Annotated in this window: 11 protein-coding genes; 2 read left to right on the top strand and 9 right to left on the bottom strand. The window is 41.7% G+C overall.

What is annotated here, in order from left to right; genetic code table 11:
- The first annotated feature begins 128 nt into the window (after window positions 1-128).
- Together NEPTK9_RS03175 and NEPTK9_RS03170 are read left to right on the top strand one after the other, a co-directional pair.
- A complete protein-coding gene (locus NEPTK9_RS03175; RefSeq protein WP_194847383.1) occupies window positions 129-515 on the top strand; it encodes a coiled-coil domain-containing protein in 387 nt (128 codons plus the stop codon).
- A 144-nt stretch (window positions 516-659) separates the two neighbouring features.
- Window positions 660-1577 (top strand): Rpn family recombination-promoting nuclease/putative transposase, encoded by a 918-nt coding sequence (locus NEPTK9_RS03170; RefSeq protein WP_194847382.1) that lies wholly within the window; start codon window positions 660-662, stop codon window positions 1575-1577.
- A 94-nt stretch (window positions 1578-1671) separates the two neighbouring features.
- Here NEPTK9_RS03170 and NEPTK9_RS03165 read toward each other — a convergent pair whose 3' ends face one another.
- The 9 genes from NEPTK9_RS03165 to NEPTK9_RS03125 form a co-directional block, all read right to left on the bottom strand.
- Window positions 1672-2106: a type II toxin-antitoxin system HicB family antitoxin gene (locus tag NEPTK9_RS03165; protein WP_194847381.1), complete on the bottom strand. Its 435-nt coding sequence runs from the start codon at window positions 2104-2106 to the stop codon at window positions 1672-1674.
- A gap of 10 nt (window positions 2107-2116) precedes the next feature.
- Complete coding sequence (locus NEPTK9_RS03160; protein WP_194847380.1) at window positions 2117-2311, bottom strand: type II toxin-antitoxin system HicA family toxin; 195 nt, start codon at window positions 2309-2311, stop codon at window positions 2117-2119.
- 144 nt (window positions 2312-2455) lie between these two features.
- Complete coding sequence (locus tag NEPTK9_RS03155; RefSeq protein ID WP_194847379.1) at window positions 2456-8218, bottom strand: HEAT repeat domain-containing protein; 5763 nt, start codon at window positions 8216-8218, stop codon at window positions 2456-2458.
- Window positions 8219-8745: 527 nt separating this feature from the next.
- Entirely contained in the window at window positions 8746-8946 is a 201-nt protein-coding gene (locus NEPTK9_RS03150; RefSeq protein WP_194847378.1) for a hypothetical protein, read from the bottom strand.
- Between the two features lie 49 nt (window positions 8947-8995).
- Window positions 8996-12208 carry a tetratricopeptide repeat protein gene (locus NEPTK9_RS03145; RefSeq protein ID WP_194847377.1) on the bottom strand — a complete coding sequence of 1071 codons (3213 nt, stop codon included), beginning with the start codon at window positions 12206-12208 and terminating at the stop codon, window positions 8996-8998.
- A gap of 17 nt (window positions 12209-12225) precedes the next feature.
- Window positions 12226-13851: a hypothetical protein gene (locus tag NEPTK9_RS03140; RefSeq protein ID WP_194847376.1), complete on the bottom strand. Its 1626-nt coding sequence runs from the start codon at window positions 13849-13851 to the stop codon at window positions 12226-12228.
- Between the two features lie 35 nt (window positions 13852-13886).
- Window positions 13887-14606, bottom strand: a complete 720-nt coding sequence (locus NEPTK9_RS03135; protein WP_194847375.1) for a DNA/RNA non-specific endonuclease — start codon at window positions 14604-14606, stop codon at window positions 13887-13889.
- A gap of 122 nt (window positions 14607-14728) precedes the next feature.
- Window positions 14729-16393: a helicase HerA-like domain-containing protein gene (locus NEPTK9_RS03130; RefSeq protein WP_194847374.1), complete on the bottom strand. Its 1665-nt coding sequence runs from the start codon at window positions 16391-16393 to the stop codon at window positions 14729-14731.
- A gap of 8 nt (window positions 16394-16401) precedes the next feature.
- The gene (locus NEPTK9_RS03125; protein WP_194847373.1) at window positions 16402-19353 is read right to left on the bottom strand and encodes a conjugal transfer protein TraG N-terminal domain-containing protein; all 2952 of its coding nucleotides are present in this window, start codon (window positions 19351-19353) and stop codon (window positions 16402-16404) included.
- Between the last annotated feature and the right edge of the window lie 497 nt (window positions 19354-19850).

Raw genomic sequence — 19850 nt, 5'->3', positions numbered from 1 at the left:
TATATATGAAAGAGTTAACAACATAATTTTTGTTATAAGACGTTCTGAATGAATAGATTAGATTTTTTATTGGACATTCCTAGCCATATGTGATAACCTGTGATTAAGTTTATACTGGAGAGACTTCAATGGACTGGACCTACACACTAACGACTATAGGGACTTTAGGTGCCTTTGTAATGTATATCGCTAGTAGGACTGATAGGAGGGTTGATGCTTTTGAAGCTAGAATGGAAGCAAGCAATAAAGCTCTGAATGACAATATTGATGCAACCAACAAAGCTCTAAATGAAAAGATTGAAGCAAGCAAAAAAGAACTTAAAAGTGAAATCAAAGACCTCGATAAAAAAATCGATGCGGTTGAAAAAGATGTAAACCGCGTGTATTCAAAGGTTAGTAACATTGAGGGACAGATGATGCAGATGACTCGGCCCAATGTCATACCTATCACCAGGCATCAAGAAAAGCATGAAAATCCGCTTGATGATGGTGATCAGAACGTGCAAGAGTGCTAACACACAACACTCTTAATCTATTCATTTCCAACAATTTAACAACATAAGTTTTACTATCGGACGTTCAGCGACTTGAGGATAAAAATTGGAGTATACAAATCGCTTCTTTCATGATAAAATGACGGACAATGGAGCGTTAGAAGTATGATAGACCTGTTAGATATCAAAGTTGATGTCGTCTTCAAAGATTTTTTTGGCGATAAAAGTAGTAAAGAACTTTTAGAAAGCTTTATCAATTCTGTCTTAGGATTTGAAGGGGACGATCTTATTGAAATTGAAGAATTCTTAGATCCTAGAAAGATGCGAGTTGAAGTTGGTAGACCCTCAACCTTTGTGGATTTATCGGTAAAAACCAGGGGAGGGGAGCGATACATCATTGAAATGCAAACTTATAACCACGAAGGGTTTGATAAAAGGCTTCTTTATTACTTAGGAAAGGATTATACAGAGCAGATAGATTACCATTATCACCAACAAGCAACAGAAACTGAACAGAAAAAGAAGCAAAAAAAGCTAATAGGCTGGCAAGACCTTCCCAAGGTTCACATTGTAGCAATTATTGACTTTCACCGAAGCGAACGAGAAAAAAATGGTATTTTGAATAATGAAAAAGTGGTAGAAACCTATAGGTTTAAGCCTGAGATCTCTTCCTCTAATGAGCATCTTTTTAATCAATGGAAGGCCACATTGGTTGACCTTAAAAAATTTAAAGATAAGCCTCTAGCAGAACTCAAGACCTATAAAGAAAAATGGTTTTACCTCCTTAAAAATGCTTCTCTAATAAAAGAAAAAGAAGCAAATGCCTTAAAGCAAGACCCCGTTTTTCAAAGAGCACTTGAAAGGCTAGAAAGGCTTTCATCCGACCCAGCGACAAGAAAGGCCTATGAAGCCAGTGTTAATGAGCATAGAGACCATTTGGCAGTCTTATCCTCTGAAAGGAAAGCGGGACGCAAAGAAGAAAAGCTAGAAATCGCCCAAGCTTTGCTCAAACAGGGCCTTCCAGTAAATCAGATTTCTGAAGCGACTGGGCTTTCAAGTGAAGAGATCGAGTCCCTCCGTTAGGTTTTACTATGGCAGGGGAATAAAAATCCCCTGTTCTCCTAACGTCTGATAATAAAACTTATGTTGTTAAGTAGTTGATAAAGAGTGATTAAAGCTAACACCCAAGAGCATAGTCGATTGAAAAATCCGGAAAAGCTCTTTTGACTTTAGACAGAATTTTTAGGCTCGGATTGCATTTTTTAGCTTCGAGTCTTTGGTAGCTGTATAGTGTTTCAAAACCCATCTTTCTTGCTGCTTGATTTTGGGTCATTCCATGTTTTTTGATGCGGTGATATCTTACCATAAATGAGAAAGCGATTTCAGGATCTACAGGAACCTCCACAAGGTTCTTTGACTTTCTAATCGATTGCTTTGGCAAAGGAGCTAACTCTGAAGAATCTTCTGGCTCCTGAATATAGAGATTTAGTGCTTCTTCCATATTGCTATTAAGTTCCTTAAGGGTTTTTCCTTGAGTGATACAACCCTCCAGTTCAACGCATTGAGCCCAATAGAATTTTCCATCTTTATGAACTTTGAAGTGATATTTCATTGATAACCCCTTAATTTTCAACTTGTTTTAATAACTTTTTAAGAGCATGTTCTGTTCCTGTTGCAAGCTCTTTATGATTCGGGATAGTCACCGTAGGAGCTCCAGACTTTTTTAATTTCCAGTGACTCCCTTTACCTCCGCCTGGCACAACCTTGTAGCCCACTTTTTGAAACAGTTTTCGCATTTCTTTTCCGCTAGCCGGCACATTATCTCCTTTAACTACAACGGACTAAATCTATTTAACTTTATTTTACCAACTATTGTTGGTAATGTCAAGTGATTATATTTCAAAAGCAAGTTCGGTTGGGTCTGATAACAAAAATTATGTTGTTAAATCTTTCATATCTAACTACTTATTTGAGCTTGAGCTGCCGCTCATCCCTGAGTGAATCTTCTCTACTCGGGCTAGGAGGCTTTGCTTTTGACTATCAGGTAGGTTTGAGGTTTTGATTGATCTTTCAAGTTCTTGTAGCTCGTAAACGCTTATTTGCTTTTGCTTATTTTCAATTGCAGTAAGCTCTGAGGTAAAGTCGTGTACAGAAGAGAGGTTTGGATGGGTGTTAATAGGCGATGCATTATTTAATATAGATGAGGAATTTGAAACGGAGGGCTTTGAAGTTGCTAACTTAGCAATATCTGTTTGGATAATTTTTTTTGCAGACCCGGTATTCTTTTTATGTGAAAACAGGTCTAAAATTTTAACCTCTTTTAGCTCTTTTATACTACTATTGTCAATTGCGAATGATTCTGTAGAGTGTTTATTGCTAATGACTACCTTGTTTTCTAAAATGAACAGTGATTGCTGCTTAATAGCACATACTTGAGCAATATCAAGACAACTAATGCGCGAAGTTTCTAGAAAGCTTAAAAACGAAAGGTCCATCTTTGGTAAAGCTTCAGCAGCTCTTGTCCGAGCATACGAGTTAAGCGTGCGGTCTTTGACCATTTCTACTAGCGCTTTGAGCGCTTCGGAAGAGGACTCCTTCCCCCCTTTACCAATCTCTACTAGGACATAAGCAGCACTTCTCCGAGCATACGAGTCAAGGGTGCTGTCTTTGACCATCTCTACTAGCGCTTTGAGCGCTTCGGAAGAGGACTCCTTCCCCCCTTTAACGATCTCTCCTAGGGCTTCAGCAGCTCTTGTCCGAGCAGACGAGTCAAGGGTGCTGTCTTTGACCATCTCTACTAGCGCTTTGATCGCTTCGGAAGAGACCTCCTTCCCCCCTTTAACGATCTCTCCTAAGGCTGAAGCAGCTCTTAATCGATCATACGAGTCGAGGGTGCTGTCTTTGACCATCGCTTCTAGCGCTTTAAGCGCTTCGGAAGAGACCTCCTTCCCCCCTTTAACGATCTCTCCTAGGGCTTCAGCAGCTCTTCCCCGAGCATACGAGTTAAGCGTGCGGTCTTTGACCATCTCTACTAGCGCTTTGATTGCTTCGGAAGAGACCTCCTTCCCCCCTTTAACGATCTCTTCTAAGGCTTCAGCAGCTCTTCCCCGAGCATACGAGTCAAGGGTGCTGTCTTTGACCATCTCTACTAGCGCTTTGATTGCTTCGGAAGAGACCTCCTTCCCCCCTTTAACGATCTCTCCTAGGGCTTCAGCAGCTCTTCCCCGAGCATACGAGTTAAGCGTGCGGTCTTTGACCATTTCTACTAGCGCTTTGAGCGCTTCGGAAGAGACCTCCTTCCTCCCTTTATCGATCTCTCTTAGGGCATAAGCACCACTTAACCGAACATACCAGTTAAGGGTGCGGTCTTTGATCAGCTCTTCTAGCGCATTGAACGCTTCGGAAGAGATCTCCCTTCCCCCTTTAATCTCTACTAGGGCTTTAGCAGCTCTTAACCGAGCATACGAGTCAAGGGTGCGGTCTTTGACCATTTCTACTAGCGCTTTGATCGCTTCGGAAGAGCCCTCCTTTCCCTCTTTACCGATCTCTACTAGAACTTCAGCAGCACTTCCCCGAACAGACGAGCCGAAGGTGCGGTCTTTGACCATTTCTACTAGCGCTTTGAGCGCTTCGGAAGAGACCTCCTTCCCCCCTTTAACGATCTCTCCTAGGGCTTCAGCAGCTCTTACCTGATCATACGAGTTAAGCGTGCTGTCTTTGACCATTTCTACTAGCGCTTTGATCGCTTCGGAAGAGCCCTCCTTCCTCCCTTTACCGATCTCTCCTAGGGCTTCAGCAGCTCTTCCCCGAGCATACGAGTTAAGCGTGCGGTCTTTGACCATTTCTACTAGCGCTTTGAGCGCTTCGGAAGAGACCTCCTTCCCCCCTTTAACGATCTCTCCTAGGACTGAAGCAGCTCTTCCCCGAGCAGACGAGTCGAGGGTGCTGTCTTTGACCATCTCTACTAGCGCTTTGAGCGCTTCGGAAGAGCCCTCTTTCTCCCCTTTACCGATCTCTCCTAGGACTGAAGCAGCACTTCCCCGAGCAGACGAGTCGAGGGTGCTGTCTTTGACCATCTCTACTAGCGCTTTGAGCGCTTCGGAAGAGATCTCCTTTCCCCCTTTAACGATCTCTTCCATAGCAAAGGTCTTTATACTGATGCAAAGTTTTTTATCTTTCACCTTCTTAAGCGATTTCAAAACTCTACAAGAAATATCATATCTTCCTTTAATGATTCTTTGTAGGATAGTAGTAGCATTCTTCTGAGCATAATCATTTGATTCTTCTTGCTGTAGCATCACTAAAAGCCCCTCCAAGGCTTTATTGGCCTGGGGGTGATCCCTTCCTTTAACAACTTCTCCTAAAGTTTCAGTAGCTACCCACCTAAAGTCGAGGTGGCAGTTTTTATCCAATGCCGTCGCCGTAAGCTCTTTCAAAGCTATTTGAGGGAGGCAGTACCCTTCTGCACCTGCCTTACCGATTAGGATAGCAGCGGACTCCCTAAGATACCGATCCTGGTCTTTATCCGTAAAAATATCTACAAGCGCTTTTAGCGGTTCAAATGCTTGCAGATTATCCCCCTTACCGATCCCTAATAGAGTTTTAGTAGCTATCCACCTATAATCGAGGTTGAGATCTTGATTCAATACCATTTTCTTAAGATCTTCAAGCTCATTTTGAGGGAGGTTATGCTCCTCCTTACCAATCTCTTCTAGCACAGCAACAGCTCGTTTCTTATCAGGAAGGTTGATCTCTTTGTTCAATACCATCTCCACGAGCTTTTTACACACTTTAGAAGCTTGGTCAGGTCCCTCTTTAGCAATCTTTACTAGGACAGCAGCGACTTCATCCCCAGCATAACTAAAGCCTTCATCACTCAACGCCGCAAGGAATAGGTCTACTTGTTGGGCGCACAGTTTTTTGCTGATTCCTCCAAGGGCAACAGCAACGTTCCTCATAACTATCGCGGCATCATCGAAGTAAATTGTTTGCTTAAGTTTGTCATCACCTTCTTTACTGATTTCTAATAAGGCATTGGCAGCTTTTAACCTAACATCCCAACTGAAGCTTTGATCAAACGCCATTTCCATCAGCTTGCTGAAAAATTCATCCGGTATAGATTGATTAACTGCTGCTAGTCTATGCACCAGGCTAATAGCTTCTTCATGCTTTTGTGCATCTTTAAACCAACCCTGAAACACTTTTAAAACTTTTTTATTGTGTAATAGTTTTGTATTCCTATGAAGAATATGAAGCCTCATTTCTTGTGTAGGAGCAACTTTGATATATTTTACAACTTCTTTAATAAAATCATCGTACTGATCGATTTGGGTACCATCACACTCTTCAAAGCAGTTTGCAAAAAGAGTCAGTTCGTAGCTTTTTGCTAAGTCTCTAGGTTTGGAAAATAAATCTTCAAAGAAGTCTTTTAGAGCGGGTAAGTAATCATCATCTTCCAAGCTCCGACACGAGAGGTATCCTGCGATCATTCTAAAAATGAGAGCGTATCTCGGATTGAACTTGTTCTCGCTAACAAACCTTTGGCATTCTTCGTGTTTTAATCCATCTAGATAGCTGTTTGCAATTTTTGAAGCTGTCAAAAACTCTTGAAAGGTTAAGTGAATAAAGTAACCCCTTGATCCCCCTTCTGGGATTCTTAATAAACCAATTTGAGAGAGCTCTTCGATTGTATATTTGTGATTAATAATGCGCTCAATCTTAGCTTTTTGAATATATAGCGTATTCGTGTTCATTGCATAGTTAGCTAGCTTTTCAAAAGCTTCGACAATGTCATATACTTCGCGGTTTTTCCTAAGGTTGTTATCGGTGAGGATATTTCCTTTTCTTTGTTTGGATTCTCCTTTTCCAATCTTTTTAAGCAAAAACCACTTATACATCTGATTAAGGATACGATCGTAAATCGATGTTAAAGTCACTGGGGTAACCGCATCGAATACTTTTGGATCATCATTAAATAAAGCGCAGAGGAGCGTTAAGTTAATCGGAATATGAGCAAGGCTCATGGCATAGGAAGAACTATCTAAAAAATTCTCAAGCTTTTGCTTTTGTAATTCGGATTGAGCTTGTGTGAAAAAGTTATTGATGTACCTCTTAATGCCTTCTCTGTCAAAACCTAAAAGCTCCAAATTACAAGAGCGTTTAAAAGAGCATGGTCCTGGCCTTGAGGTAATGAGAGTGTGGGGAAAGTGCTCCTTTAGTTTTTTAAATGCTTTACCTAAGCTTGAGTTTCCTTCGGCATCAGAAGAAAGCTCATCGTAACCATCTAAAATGAGTAGGGTTTTTTGTGGGAGGTTGGGGTCTTCAAGGGCTTTTCGGAAAGGCTCTAGATCTGCTTGGCCTTTGTACTCTCTAATGATGAGGTCATACAGAGTGTAGTCTTTACTAGGAGGATACTTTTCTAGTGTTAAATTCCTTAGTGGGATCCAGATGATGTGAGAAAAGTGCTCTTTCCAGAGGCCATTTTTTGCCCATTGATAGGCAATGTAGTGGCATAGGGTGCTTTTTCCGATTCCTGCAGCTCCTTGGATATAAACTGATTTGTCTTTCAAATCCTTGGGATCAGAATAGTTTTTCTGGGTATTTTCCTTTTTGAAACTTTCGTGATCGAAAAGGGTTTCAATTTCAATATTTTCTTTTTGCTCGAAGATTGTCTCATGGGTGGGGTATCTTCCATCTTCGACGGTTAGCTGACCTGAGTGTTTATCAAGGCTTTGGTCTCTTTCTTTTCTTTTTTTCTGGGTGATTATCCCTAGCCGCACAAAGATTTTTTCTATAGGGAGTTTAAATTCAAACTCCCCTCCTGTTTTTAGACGTAAAACAGTAAGTTGGTTGTGTGCAAGGTAATAATTTTTTAGAGCTTTGCTGAAAGCTTTTTTCTGTGGGGTATTGGTCTCAAATTTTTCCTTTGAAAGTTCTTCGATTCTATTTTTTTCTTCTGTTGTTAGTGAAGCTGCTATCTGTGTGATAAGCACTCCTCTTCGAGCTCTGTAGTGAAGGGCTATAAGATTTCCATTTTTGTCTATTATTGAGCTTCCAGAGGAACCTTTTTTGGTGTCAGCACTATGTTCAAGGTCATGGGTGTTTTTTTTTGTGATATATCCGGTGTCTTCTTTAAGATCACCAGAAATGAGTGTTTTAGAGTCCATTTCATGTGGGTACTGGAGGACATGGATAGGGTCATTTTTTTTGATCGAAACTTTTTTAAAAATGCTAAACACCTTATCCTGGACTTCTGAGAGGTAAGGATGGGGTTTTAAAGCTGCAATAGTAAAGTCAAGACAGCCTTCTTTAACTGGCTGTGGCAGGCTAGTGGGAGTTGGCATGTTGTTTTTTGACTGTATGAGCGGAAAGTTAGGGTCTAGCTCTATCGGTAGAAGCTTGGCTGTAGATATTCCAAAGGGGTGTTCTTGTTTGGTCACCATAAAAAATACAGCTTGGCCTTTTTCGACAGCTTTTTTGTTTGGAAGAACATGGTAGTTGGTGAGTAGAAGACGCCCCCCAATTAGACACCCGGAGCCTCTTTCATCGCTATTACCTGGACAAACCTGACAGACTACCCATCTTTTCTGTTTAGAAAGCTTATGAATTTTGTCTCTTTCAAGGGTTGTTGTAATTGTTTTTGGCGGTGGTTTTGGTTTTTCTATCTGATAGTCTTGAGGATTGAAAGAACTACATGAAGAGCTTGAGCTTGAGCTTGAAGCCATTTTATACCTCTAAATAATTATCTAAAGTCATCCCAGTTTTTGGTTTCTCTAAATTGCTTTAGGTTTTTAAAGAATTGGGGTTCTGCCTTAAGCTAATCGAGTTTATTTTGTCTTTCTTGTTCTAATTGTTCGAGCTTGTCCATTTTTGACTCTAAGTCACTGATGTTACTCTGTAAGCTGCTGATCACTTTTTCCTTGAGTTGATCTCTCTTCTATTGCACTATCAAATACTTAATTAATCGCCTCTGGGGAAAAGTCTTCGATTTTTCTTTTGCAAGTGCGGATTTTGTTTATCGAATTTGCAAGAAAATGGGGTGTGTAGTCCAATTTTCTTGCAATTTATAAAGAGTTTTTTCTGTTTTAACCTTCTCACAATAAACATAATCCTTAGTTCTTCAGGCTCGAATAATTAATGGCAAAGGAAGTTGTCTCCAATGGGAAAAAATAGTTAGCCCTGATACAATAAGGCTGATTTAAGGCTCTTAATAATTACTCACAAAGAGCCTTAGGTTTAAAAATTTAAATTATTAATTTAATGAGTGATTAAATAAGCATATACCATTAACCTTTTTCGATAAAGGTAATGCATTTTCACGGATATCAAAAAGTTCAAATCTATACTTAGCACCCTGGGAGCCTGACGAACCTCCTGAGCCTGATGAACCTCCTGAACCTGAAGTGCCTCCTCCTGAACCTACGTTTGAGCCTCCTGCAGCGTTAATTGACATATACTACCTCCTTGTAGCAGATTTTAAAAAATTCCTCTAATTAAATCTATTAATAATTAGAGGAGGATAAAGCAGCTATTAATTTATTAACAGCTGATACATCTATATGATTTTTTCCTAAAATATTTTTCTTTATTGCAAGCGCTTCAGTTAAGCTGCTGCGAGCATCTTTAATATTACCTGACTCGTTCAGTAGGGTTCCTAAGTCAACTAGACAATTTGCAATCACTAAGCAGTTCCTTGTAGAAAGGCAGATTTCAAAAATTTCTATTGCTTCTAAATATTTCTTTTTTGCTAATGTCCATTGTTTAGGGTATTTCTTCCTTAAAACATTCCCATACTCGTGTAGACACCTTGCCTTAAGGGAATGAGGTTCTTGGAAACAGTCAATAGCTTTTGTATAAAAACTTTCTGCTTCATCAAGATTATTACTTCGGTCAAAAGCTTCTCCGATATTTCTTAGAAAGGTAGCAATAAGAGGTTTATTAGAACTTTGAATTGTTTCAAGTATATTATGAGCTTCTTGAAATTGCTCAATAGCTCTCTGCAAGCTCTCTTTTTTTTGGCAGCCCTTCTTAAGAACAAGATATCCTAAATTATTTTTAGCAACTGAAAGCTCTTGGTTAGGTGCTTGATTAAAAAAAAAGTCAAGAATATTAAAGGATTTTTGAAAACTTTTTAAAGCTTTATCATACTTTTTCAGCTCACAATAAGTATGTCCTAAGTTAGTTATGCAGTTTGCTAAATCAACAAAATGTTCTACTACATCCTTAGAATACTTATGAAAGTTATTCAATTGTTTCGGTTGTGGACACGAATTCTTTTCTGAATACTCAATTTTTTTTGACAAAAAATTTGCAGACTTAGAGCTTGAGCATTTTTTGTCATTTTGTTTATGAGTGAGCCTCCTCTCAGCAACCTGCGAAGAGTATAACCCATAAGAAATAAAAAAACAATTATGTAAATATGAGCTTTTCGCTTCAGCTACCTTCTTTTTTATTTCTAGCGTTTTCTTCCAATGGTTTTTAGCTTCTGTATATTCTCTTCTTATATAGTCAACTCTTCCTAGAGAGTAATGAATAGATGCTAAATCATTGTTTATTAATCGCTTAGTAAGCAACCTGCTTAAGTTTTTTTTTAAAAAACTTTTTGCATGAGGGTACCATGGAATTAACCTATACCAATCAGCTATTACGCTTTCTTCAACCTCATAAGTCAATTCAGACAAGAGTTCCATAGATTTTTTTGCTATTGGATTGAGACAGCCGTTGTTCATACTTATCTTGCTAGATGAGGGTGAGGAATAAGAGTCCATATTGATTAAGAGGATCTCTTGTCTGACTCTATGGATGGCATGGCTTTTTGTTTTTATGTTATGGCGAAGGATCCCAAGGCCTGTGAGTTTTTTAAGAATTTCATCTGCTTTAAGAGCTCTATCAAAGGGGTCCTTTTGATTTTTAAATATCTTAAGATAAGTATTTAAGTAAGAGATGGGGATGGTATCGGGGTGGAGATAGGCGCAGATCTGGAGCCATTCGTAAGCTTCTGGGGCGCTTTTCTTGAGCTGGTCTTGAGTAATGCTCCATACGCTATAGAGGCTGTTGGGATACCTTTCATCTCCTTCCATCCTCTTAAGGGCCTTTCCCGGATCTTTATTTAGATAGTCAAGGTAGGTGGCAAGAGTAAATATTTGAGAATCTTTTAGAAAGTAGGCGGCTTGGGTCAGGGAGAGGGGGATACGGTCAAGCGCTTTAACGAGCTTTTTTTTAAGTTGAGGATTTTCTGAGCCAATAATTTTCTCTAATAAGGTGTTTCCTTCTGAGCGGGTAAAAGAATCAACATGATGCTGATTTTTAATGAGCTTTGAAAGGTTTTTATTGCGGGTAGTGATGATAATGGATCCCTTTCCTCTGCAGGGCAGCTTAGGATGTTTTGTGGCATTGTCGAAGATGAGGAGATAGTTTTTTTTTAGTGATGGAGATGCTAAGGCATCGTGTACACGCTCAATGATATATTGGGTTGAGCTTTCGATATCAATGGGGATTTTTAGGTGGGAGGCAAGTTTTCTGTAGGCTTCTCTTGTTTCTTGTTCTGAAGATGCGGGGATCCACCATATGATTGAGAAATGCTTTTTTTGTTTATTGGCAAAGGCAATGGCTATTTCACTTTTTCCAAATCCTCCTGCTCCATGAAGGAGGGCTTTAGGAAGGGGATCAGAAGAATTCATTAGGGACTTTTCTAGGAATTTTAAGGCTTCCTCTCTATTTACGAAATCAGGGTGGATCTCTTGAACGTTGGTTAAGCTAGTATGAGGTTTTGGAGGTCCGTCAAGGCTTTTGTAGATAGAGAAGTTTTGGATCTCTTGTTCAATTCTATTTTTTTCTTCTGCTGTTAGTGAAGCTGCTATCTGTGTGATAAGCACTCCTCTTTGAGCTCCGTAATGAAGGCGGGACGCCTGCAAAGTTGTGTTTTTTGTTTGAGGCTGCAAAGAGTTCCGATCTGTGCTTTTTTCTAGGGAACTCTTGGTCGCATTTGCATGAACTTTGCAGGTGCCCTGGTAGTGAAGGGCTATAAGATTGCCATTTTTGTCTATTATTGAGCTTCCAGAGGAACCTTTTTTGGTATCAGCACTATGTTCAAGGTCATGGGTGTTTTTTTTTGTGATATATCCGGTGTCTTCTTTAAGGTCTCCGGAAATGAGTGTTTTAGAGTCCATTTCATGTGGATATTGGAGGACATGGATAGGGTCATTTTTTTTGATCGAAATTTTTTTAAAAATGCTAAACACCTTATCCTGGACTCCTGAGAGGTAAGGATGGGGTTTTAAAGCTGCAATAGTAAAGTCGAGACAGCCTTCTTTAACTGGCTGTGGCAGGCTAGTGGGAGTTGGCATGTTGTTTTTTGACTGTATGAGGGGAAAGTTAGGGTCTAGCTCTATCTTTAGAATCTTGGCTGTAGATATTCCAAAGGGGTGTTCTTGTTTGGTCACCATAAAAAATACAGCTTGACCTTTTTCGACAGCTTTTTTGTTTGGAAGAACGTGGTAGTTGGTAAGTAGAAGACGCCCCCCAATTAGACACCCGGAGCCTCTTTCATCGCTATTACCTGGCCAAACCTGACAGACTACCCATCTTTTCTGTTTGGAAAGCTTATGAATTTTGTCTCTTTCAAGGGTTGTTGTAATTGTTTTTGGCGGTGGCTTTGGTTTTTCTATCTGATAGATTTGAGGATTGAAAGGACTACATGAAGAGCTTGAAGACATTTTATACCTCTAAATGATTATCTAAAGTCATCCCAGTTTTTGGTTTCTCTAAATTGCTTTAGGTCTTTAAAGAATTGGGTTTCTGCCTTAAGTTCATCGAGTTTATTTTGTCTTTCTTCTTCTAATTGTTCAAGGTGATCAATTTTTGATTCTAAGTCACTGATGTTACCTCCTGCCATAGACTGTTGATCACTTTTTGCTTGAATAAGGTTTTCGGCGAGCTGTTCTTTTATTTGTATGATTTTTGGAAGCTCTTTGATATGCTTATCAGTTTCGATTAGGTTTGTAATACGAGATATTTCTTTATCCGGGTCTTTTTCTTTGCTAGAGATTTCCTCCATTAATTGGCTGTACGTATTTCCAAGGTCTGCAATCGCATTATTAATAAGATTTTTAACATTTTCGTTTGTTTCTGACCGTTTTCTATTCCAGATGATTTCTATAGATTTTTCACGAAGAACGTTATCAAAATCACTTCTGAGAGCAGAGGCTTTTAAAACGGTAATTGCATGAAAGCGGACATTCCATAGAGAGGTTCTAGATTTCTTTAGCTTTGCAAGCTTTTCTAAAGAAACGTTCCCTTCAAAAAGGAGTGATTTTTTCAGAGCTTCAGTGGATTTCCCTTCTAGTGCATTGCCAAATACTTGCGTAATCGCAAAGGCAAGGTCTGGGCGAGATTCCCACTTCTTTAAGCAGTCTTTAATTGATGCTAAAGCATTGAGGTTTTCAAGGGGATTTGCAACTAATGTCCATTTTAAGCGCCAGACCTTTTTGTACCATTTCTCTTCTAACCGCTTGTAGATTTCGAGAGAAGTGTCAACAAGGGGGGCAACAATAGGGGCCCCGCTTCTAGATAAGCCTGCCTCTAATGCTCCCTTTAGAATTTGAACTCCTCTATCTTTGGCAATGGTCTTGACTCTCCCTACTCCAAAGGAAAGCTTTTTTAATGCTGCTTTTGAGCATTTTAAGTGGAACTTTGCTTCCACTTCAAGTTTAGGAAGGGTCTTTTCTACCATGGATACTAGCCTGATCATTTGATCTACGGTATCTTGATAAACGTTTCTTTTTTGGGCGTGGAAGTGAAAAACATTCAGTTCGATAAAAAAACAGGCAGCTTTAGCAAGGGCGCGCTTGAGGGCATCATAGCTCTGGATTTCATGCGCTGAAAGGATATCAACCATCCTATATGCTAAGGAAAAAGGCACTTCCTGCTTTTTGATAAGATCTTTAAGTGTCTTTTCTTTTTCTGGTTGAAAGAAAAGGTCTCTTTGGAATCCTTTTGCTATTTTACACAGGAGCTTCGCCTGCTCTGCTGAAGGTTGACTACTTAGCTCTTCAAGAGTTTTTATCTTTTCGATTTCTTTGTAAAGCTTATGAGCTGATTTTTTTAAGTCACCTAAAGAGTAACTGTGAGCTTGGGGCTCATTTCTAGTGCTATTAGATGCGCTAGATTCGATATTATTTAATTCAGAGGTGTTTAGCGTTGAAGAAGAACTTGAGGAACTAGACGAGCTGCTTGTGCTTGCATTATTAGAAGAGTTAAGGGCAGTGTCTTCATCGCTAGAACTAGACGTTAAACCGCTATTTTGGTTTAGACTTAAGTCGATATTGTTTTTGTTATTGTTGACTATCAAATTTGCCATTTATTTACCGCCTTTTTAATAACGTTTGATTCATCCTAGTCATGCACTGCTTTTTTGAAGATTAAGCCTGAGAGCTTTTCTATTTTGCTTAGTGGAACCCTATAGTCGTAAGGGTCGTTGCTTTGATAGTTCTCAACAGGGATTAAGTACGTCCACACTTTTGTAGTACGGTTCTTGTGACCATAAACAACTTTATAAAAGTGTGTTGGAACAGCAACATTATTCTCTCCAATCACCTGATATTTCACATACTTCTTCCCATGTTTTTTGTAAGGTAGGAAGAGTGGTCCTGTGATGACATCTACAGTATCATAGGATCCAGAGAAAACAAGCTGCCTGATATGGTTTTCTAGCTTAGCCCAAATGCCTCCATTAAAAGGGTGGTTTTGGGGAGCGACATTTGAAAGGACAAATGTTTCTTTTGTTGCTTCAGCGGAGGTCCTTCTATCTGCTCGTGGGACCATCTGGCCTTTGTCAAATCCAGAGTATTTGTAGTCTGCAGGTGTGCTGCGATGAAGCGGGTAGATGGACTTGTCTTCTTTGAACTTATACCTTCGATTGATGTTTTTCTTAAGATTCTCAGGTGTTAGGTGTTCATGAGTCCAAAGAGGAATTTTCTTGCTCCCATCATAGTGGACTGTATAGCCTTTCTTCTCTAGTGTGGGGAAATTTTCTGGGTAAAATGGGCTATCTGCAACTAAGGAAAAGGAAATTGCTAAGCTGAAAATTAGACTTGGAAACAATGTTTTAAACATTGGCTACATCTCATATTGGGTCTCAATTTATTAAGGGATTATCAATAAATTCAAAATTTCACGTCAAGGAATTATTTCCCTTAAGCTACTTGAATTTGATCTATGTCATTGAAATTAAACCCTTAGTCTTTGTAAAAAAACTTTGTTTTAAGGGCAGGATAGTTCCCCGGAAGTTTTATAAAGGCCTCCAGATCAGGAAGATTGAGAATCTCTGTTGGGGTCACTGTTGCTTTTGTTTTTTCTAGATTGGAAAGGTTTACCCCATCACGCATCTGATGGGCTCCATAAGAGAGCCCTTCTCGGGTCTCTTGGAACTCTCGCTGGCCAAAGAACCCCGACATTCGCTTGGCTATCTCTAGATCGCTTTGCCTGAAGCTTACCTTGGTCGCACATTGATCGAGGATGATCTTAGCTCCGTGGTGTCCGTAGATTTTATCTAGCTGAGAGATATTCTGGGTAGCTAGGACGATGGCCCCTCCATACTTCCGAAGCTCTGCGAGGGTTTCTTCGAGGTACTCTAGCTTTTGGAGGGAGTGGAGCTCATCGATGATGAACCAGGTTTTTTTGGGGGTCCTGGCTCGCATGGCGTTGAAGGCGGTGGAGAGCCACACGGACATTAGAACGTTAAGAGCTTCTCTTTGCTCGGGTTGACAAGAGAGAAAGAGCATGTTGGTTTTTTCTGAAAGGATCCACTCCCGAATGGAAAAAGGATCGGGGCTATTTTTTAGAGTGGTGAGATGACGGATGGAGTTGGCGATAGTGGCTCGAATGGAGACTGCTGTTCTTTCCCCTTCTGGGTCGACGTAGATGCGGGCTTCTGTATCTTTGAGGTCTTGATAGAGTTCTGATACGCTTTTGGTGAGAAGGTCCTGAACAAACCCTTCGATATCATGGTGCTCGAGATGGTGATGCTTCATGAGCATCTCAAAGATCACTGCGCGGGCGGCTTCTGGAAAGAAGTCATCGTAAGCGTGGGTGTTTTTGGGGATGAGGCTGCTGACGAGCTGTTTAAATTGATAGTCATGCTGGCACTCGCACCAAGGGTGCCAGGTTTTGGATCTAGGGTCGTAAGGATTAAAAAGGATATCTTTCTCTTCATGGTAAAAACGGGTGACAAAGTCCCCTGTTGTATCGATGATGACTGCGCGCTCTCCCCTCTTACGGATTTGGGAAATCAGCTGTCTGAGGGCATTGGTCTTCCCTGTTCCTGTCGCTCCACAGATGAGCATGTGTTGGGTTTCGCTATTTTTAAGGAGGGGGATGGAGCCCATTTTGAGATCGGATTTTTGACGGGTCAGGGTCATCTTGAGCTTGATCTTCCAGGATTTTTCGAGGCGGGTCCCTTTGAGGTGCTTTTGTCGTTTAGAGGCGAGCCCCTTAAGGAGGAAGAAAAGGAGGAGTAGGCTGGAGGTAATAAGAAATATCCAGGGGACCTCTCTAAGGAGGTGAAAGGCCTTGTTTTTAAGGTGGTCAGCATGGGGCTTGCAAGCTCGGGTGATCTGCCTTTTAGGAACCGAAATGGGTTTTTTTCGAGACGCTTTGTGGGTGATTGTGCTCCAAAAGTCTCCGCTTACGGAAATGCGGTCTGTTGTGGAGGGAAGAGACGCTTTGAGGAGGTAGTAAACGGCTTGAAACCTCTCTTGAGGCTCTAGGCTGAGCTTCCCTACAAAAAATAGGAGGCAACTGGTGAGGCTCCCTAGGAAGATGAGGCGGAGGACTTGCTTGAGCATCCGCATCCGGTGGGCCCAGGTCTGTCCTCCTCGGGTTACACTTTCAAAAACGCCCATGGGTCTCCTTAAGGGATATCATCGCTAAATCTTGCATCTAGAACAGCGATCTGTTGTTCGGGTGTGAGATCATCCCAGCCTGGAAGGCCAGGATTGTAGGGCTCTTTTTGCTTATCGGGGTTGGGAAAATCTAGAAGGTCCCCTACCTTTCGAACAATAGAATGGATCGCCATGCGTTTAGGGAACTTTTCGAGAAAGTGGGGACTGCTTGTCTTTTGAAACTCCTCTTTTCTTGTTAGAAACTCTCCTTCTGTGGGCTCACCTTTTTCGTTAAGGGTTTTGGGTTTTAGGGTGGCAGCTTCGGTATAAAGGGGCTCAAACTGTTCGGGAGCAAGGGGCCTTTCTTGAGAGGCTGAAGCGCCAAGCACTTCGTTTTTAATTCTAGTGAGCTTTTTGGTGTTGGAACCGTTTTTGAAAAGCTCCCCTTGAGTGGGTGGAGCTATTTGGATCTCTTTTTGATAGAGGTTTTTTTGGTCTCGGGCGGTTTCAAGTTTGTCTTGCCAGGAAGTCGTTTCATAGGGTTGGGTATTCGCCCGATACTCGGCTTTGAGGTTGGGAGTTTCTGTTTGGGAGGGCTTGATGTTTTGGATAAAGCCGTCAATGGCTTCTTTTCTAAGGGTTGGGGTAGAGAGGGTCTCTTGGATTAGCTCGCGATCTTCAAGGTTAGACTCTAGATAGCTCATAAAGTCATTATTGAGATGCTCGGAGATGCGGAGATCGCTACTTTGGATGTCAGACTCTAGGTTTTCTAGGGTTTTTTGGGTGGAGTAGGCGGTATTGAGCTGTTTTGCAGAGCTTTCTGTTTGGTTAAAGGAATCGGCGAAGTCTTGGTAATCTCTAAACCCTTCTTCTGCAGAAAAGGTTCCTCCTTCGCGGTGAACGGTTTGGGCGAGGTTTTGCATGCTTTCATAGATGGAAAGGGCATCGGAGAGGCGCTCACTTTTTTGGTCTGCTGAGGCTTCAGAGAAGCGGTTGGAAAGGGAGGTGTCGAATCCTGCTTTTAAACCGATCCCCCATCCAGCTCCTACCTTGAGGGCTTCATCGAAAACCTGTGTGGTATCGATGTTATGGGTTTTTCCATACTCTTCGGCTTTGGTGAAGACTTCTTGGGCTTGGCGTTGCATCGATAGGAGTTTGGAGGCGTCCCAGCTTTCTGAGGTATTTGATGTATTGGAGAGGTGTTTATTCAGCCCTTGCGCTGTATTGGCGGTATGGGCGGCGCTTTGGGAGAAGGTGTGGCTTTCCCCTTGGGTAAGGGACTCTGCCTCTCTACATTGGGCATGAAGGCTTTTGGTAAAGGCATCGGAATGGGTGATATCTGTCAACAGATGGGATTTTCTTTCGTCTAGGGAAAGGCCCTCTCCTGGGGTGGAAGTGATCACTTTTCCTTGGGCGTCTTGTGTGGCTGTGGTCGATCCCATAAAAAGGGGGGCAAGGTTTTTCTGGTTCTCGGTGACATTACCAAAGTTTCTGGAGGAGAGTCCGATGTTTTGGTAGCTGTAGTTGCCTGTGGTTTCTTCTCCGGCTGCAACGGTTGCGGAGCCTTGGGCTCTTGCGGTGAATGAGTTGGCCCAATGGACAAGGGCGGAGGCTCCCCCTTTGGAGAGGTAGAGGAGTCCCCAGGAGAGGAGGGGGATGGTGACAAAGATGCCACAAGCGATCCCTTCCATATGGTTGTAGAGGTTGAAGAGGCCATCGGACATCGTGAGGGAGTACCCTTTTTCGAGTCCTAGGGCTCCTTTTTTGGCTTCCCAGATGGAGTCGAGGACAAAGTTTGCTATGATAAAGCAGGGAGGCCAGAAGCTTACCCAGGCGATGATCTGGATCCAGCCAAGGAGGACTTTGAAGCCAAGGGAGATGAGGCTGACGATAATGACGAGGGGGAAAACTCCATAGAGGAGCGCTTCAAAGTAGTTCCGGCTAGCGAGGAGGATATTGGCTCCCATGGCTCCTAAGATTTTTTGGGAAGAGATCTGCAGCTGCTCAGCTCGTTTGGCAGCAAGGGTATCGTACCTTCCGATGGTATAGTCTTGGAGGGTGTCGATGGCGATTTGTTGTTCTATAAGCTTTTGGATGGGGGCGTTTTGGCTTTTGTCGATGAGGTGTTGGTATTCGCTGCCAATGGACCCGACGAGGAGCTCTTTGGCATTAGCAAGCTGGCCACCTAGATGTTGATGGATCCGGGAGATGGCATGGTGGCAGGTTAGGGTACCCAATGTCCCTGGAAGGGGTTCTTCCTTGCCTTCAAGAGGTCCTATAGAATGGTTGGGCTGTCTGTACTGCACCCCCCGGATTTTTGAGGTTCGCTCTTTTAAAAAGTTGAAAAGGTCGGGGGCTTGCATGAGCTCTTCTTTGGTGTAGATCCCCAGGCCCAGATCTCTAAAGACACATTCCGAGCAAAAGTTACGGAAGTTTTCTTCGGTCACCTCGTCAATGATCCGCATCTTGCGGGTGTTGAAAAGGCTTTGCCCAGCGTAGATATGGCCGGTCCAGTTATAAACGGGATCGTCGACAATATGGGCCCCCTCTTCGATCATTTTTGTCATCCCATGGCTTAATGAGCTAAAGAAATGAGCGGTATAGGCAAGAAGGAGAGGGACCCGATCGACGGTGTAGGTCTTTTGCTTAGCATCGGTTTTGATGAGGGTGTCGTGGATGATGACTTTTTCGGTACTTAGGGTGAAAAGGGAGACGGTTAAAAAAACGGGAATAAGCCACTGCTTCCAAATAGGGGCAAGATTCATCTTCGTCATAGCCAAGACAACCGCAACGAGAAGGCCGATGTTCACCGCGATCCAAACTGCAACATCGTAGTCAGCGATTTTTGCCCCACAGATGATCGAGACGAGGTTAAAGACCTTTTGGAGGATCTCTCCTCCTCCGTAGGTGTAGATTTTGAGGTTCTCGCTTGCGGAAAGTGAGGCGGTGAGAAGACATGGAGCTAGGAGGAGTTTTTTCATCGGTGGGATCTGGGGCTATCTTTTGAGCGTTTTGCGATGTTCATTAGGGAATATTTTGGCTTAGAGGAGTTTTAAATGTTGGTTCCGAAGCGGCTTGGACTAAATTAGGAGCGCTGAAGGCAAGGAGAGATAGAGGAAGGGAAAAGGGTTCTATTAGAAGTCGTTTACTCATAGCTTCAAATCAAGGTAGATAAAGTAAGTAGACTACCTAAAACCATCGTAAGCTGTCAATTATCAAAAACTTAATTGAACTTATAATAGGGGTAGGTGGTGAGGAGGAAAAGTAAGGTAGCTGCGCAGCTGAAGCAAGAAGAAAAGAACCCTTTTTCTAATATAGTGTACACCGAATTTTTAAACATTTTTGATACTCTAAGCCTCGATAAATTTTCTATTAGGATTTCTAGCTTTGATGGCAACTATCAGCAAAATAAAAATAGACTCCAATGCCATACAAAAAATGTAAAAATAATGCTTTACAGATAAACTCCTTGTTTTTA

The sequence above is a fragment of the Candidatus Neptunochlamydia vexilliferae genome, from assembly GCF_015356785.1.
Classification (GTDB): Bacteria; Chlamydiota; Chlamydiia; order Chlamydiales; family Simkaniaceae; genus Neptunichlamydia; species Neptunichlamydia vexilliferae.
Note: the sequence above shows the minus strand (reverse complement) of the source record. Positions and strands in the feature narration are given on the sequence as shown.

Excerpts from the sequence above, each read along its gene's own strand:
- NEPTK9_RS03175 (WP_194847383.1), top strand. The coding sequence starts at position 129 with ATGGACTGGACCTACACACTAACGACTATAGGGACTTTAGGTGCCTTT.
- NEPTK9_RS03170 (WP_194847382.1), top strand. The coding sequence starts at position 660 with ATGATAGACCTGTTAGATATCAAAGTTGATGTCGTCTTCAAAGATTTT.
- NEPTK9_RS03165 (WP_194847381.1), bottom strand. The coding sequence starts at position 2,106 with ATGAAATATCACTTCAAAGTTCATAAAGATGGAAAATTCTATTGGGCT.
- NEPTK9_RS03155 (WP_194847379.1), bottom strand. The coding sequence starts at position 8,218 with ATGGCTTCAAGCTCAAGCTCAAGCTCTTCATGTAGTTCTTTCAATCCT.
- NEPTK9_RS03150 (WP_194847378.1), bottom strand. The coding sequence starts at position 8,946 with ATGTCAATTAACGCTGCAGGAGGCTCAAACGTAGGTTCAGGAGGAGGC.
- NEPTK9_RS03145 (WP_194847377.1), bottom strand. The coding sequence starts at position 12,208 with ATGTCTTCAAGCTCTTCATGTAGTCCTTTCAATCCTCAAATCTATCAG.
- NEPTK9_RS03140 (WP_194847376.1), bottom strand. The coding sequence starts at position 13,851 with ATGGCAAATTTGATAGTCAACAATAACAAAAACAATATCGACTTAAGT.
- NEPTK9_RS03135 (WP_194847375.1), bottom strand. The coding sequence starts at position 14,606 with ATGTTTAAAACATTGTTTCCAAGTCTAATTTTCAGCTTAGCAATTTCC.
- NEPTK9_RS03130 (WP_194847374.1), bottom strand. The coding sequence starts at position 16,393 with ATGGGCGTTTTTGAAAGTGTAACCCGAGGAGGACAGACCTGGGCCCAC.
- NEPTK9_RS03125 (WP_194847373.1), bottom strand. The coding sequence starts at position 19,353 with ATGAAAAAACTCCTCCTAGCTCCATGTCTTCTCACCGCCTCACTTTCC.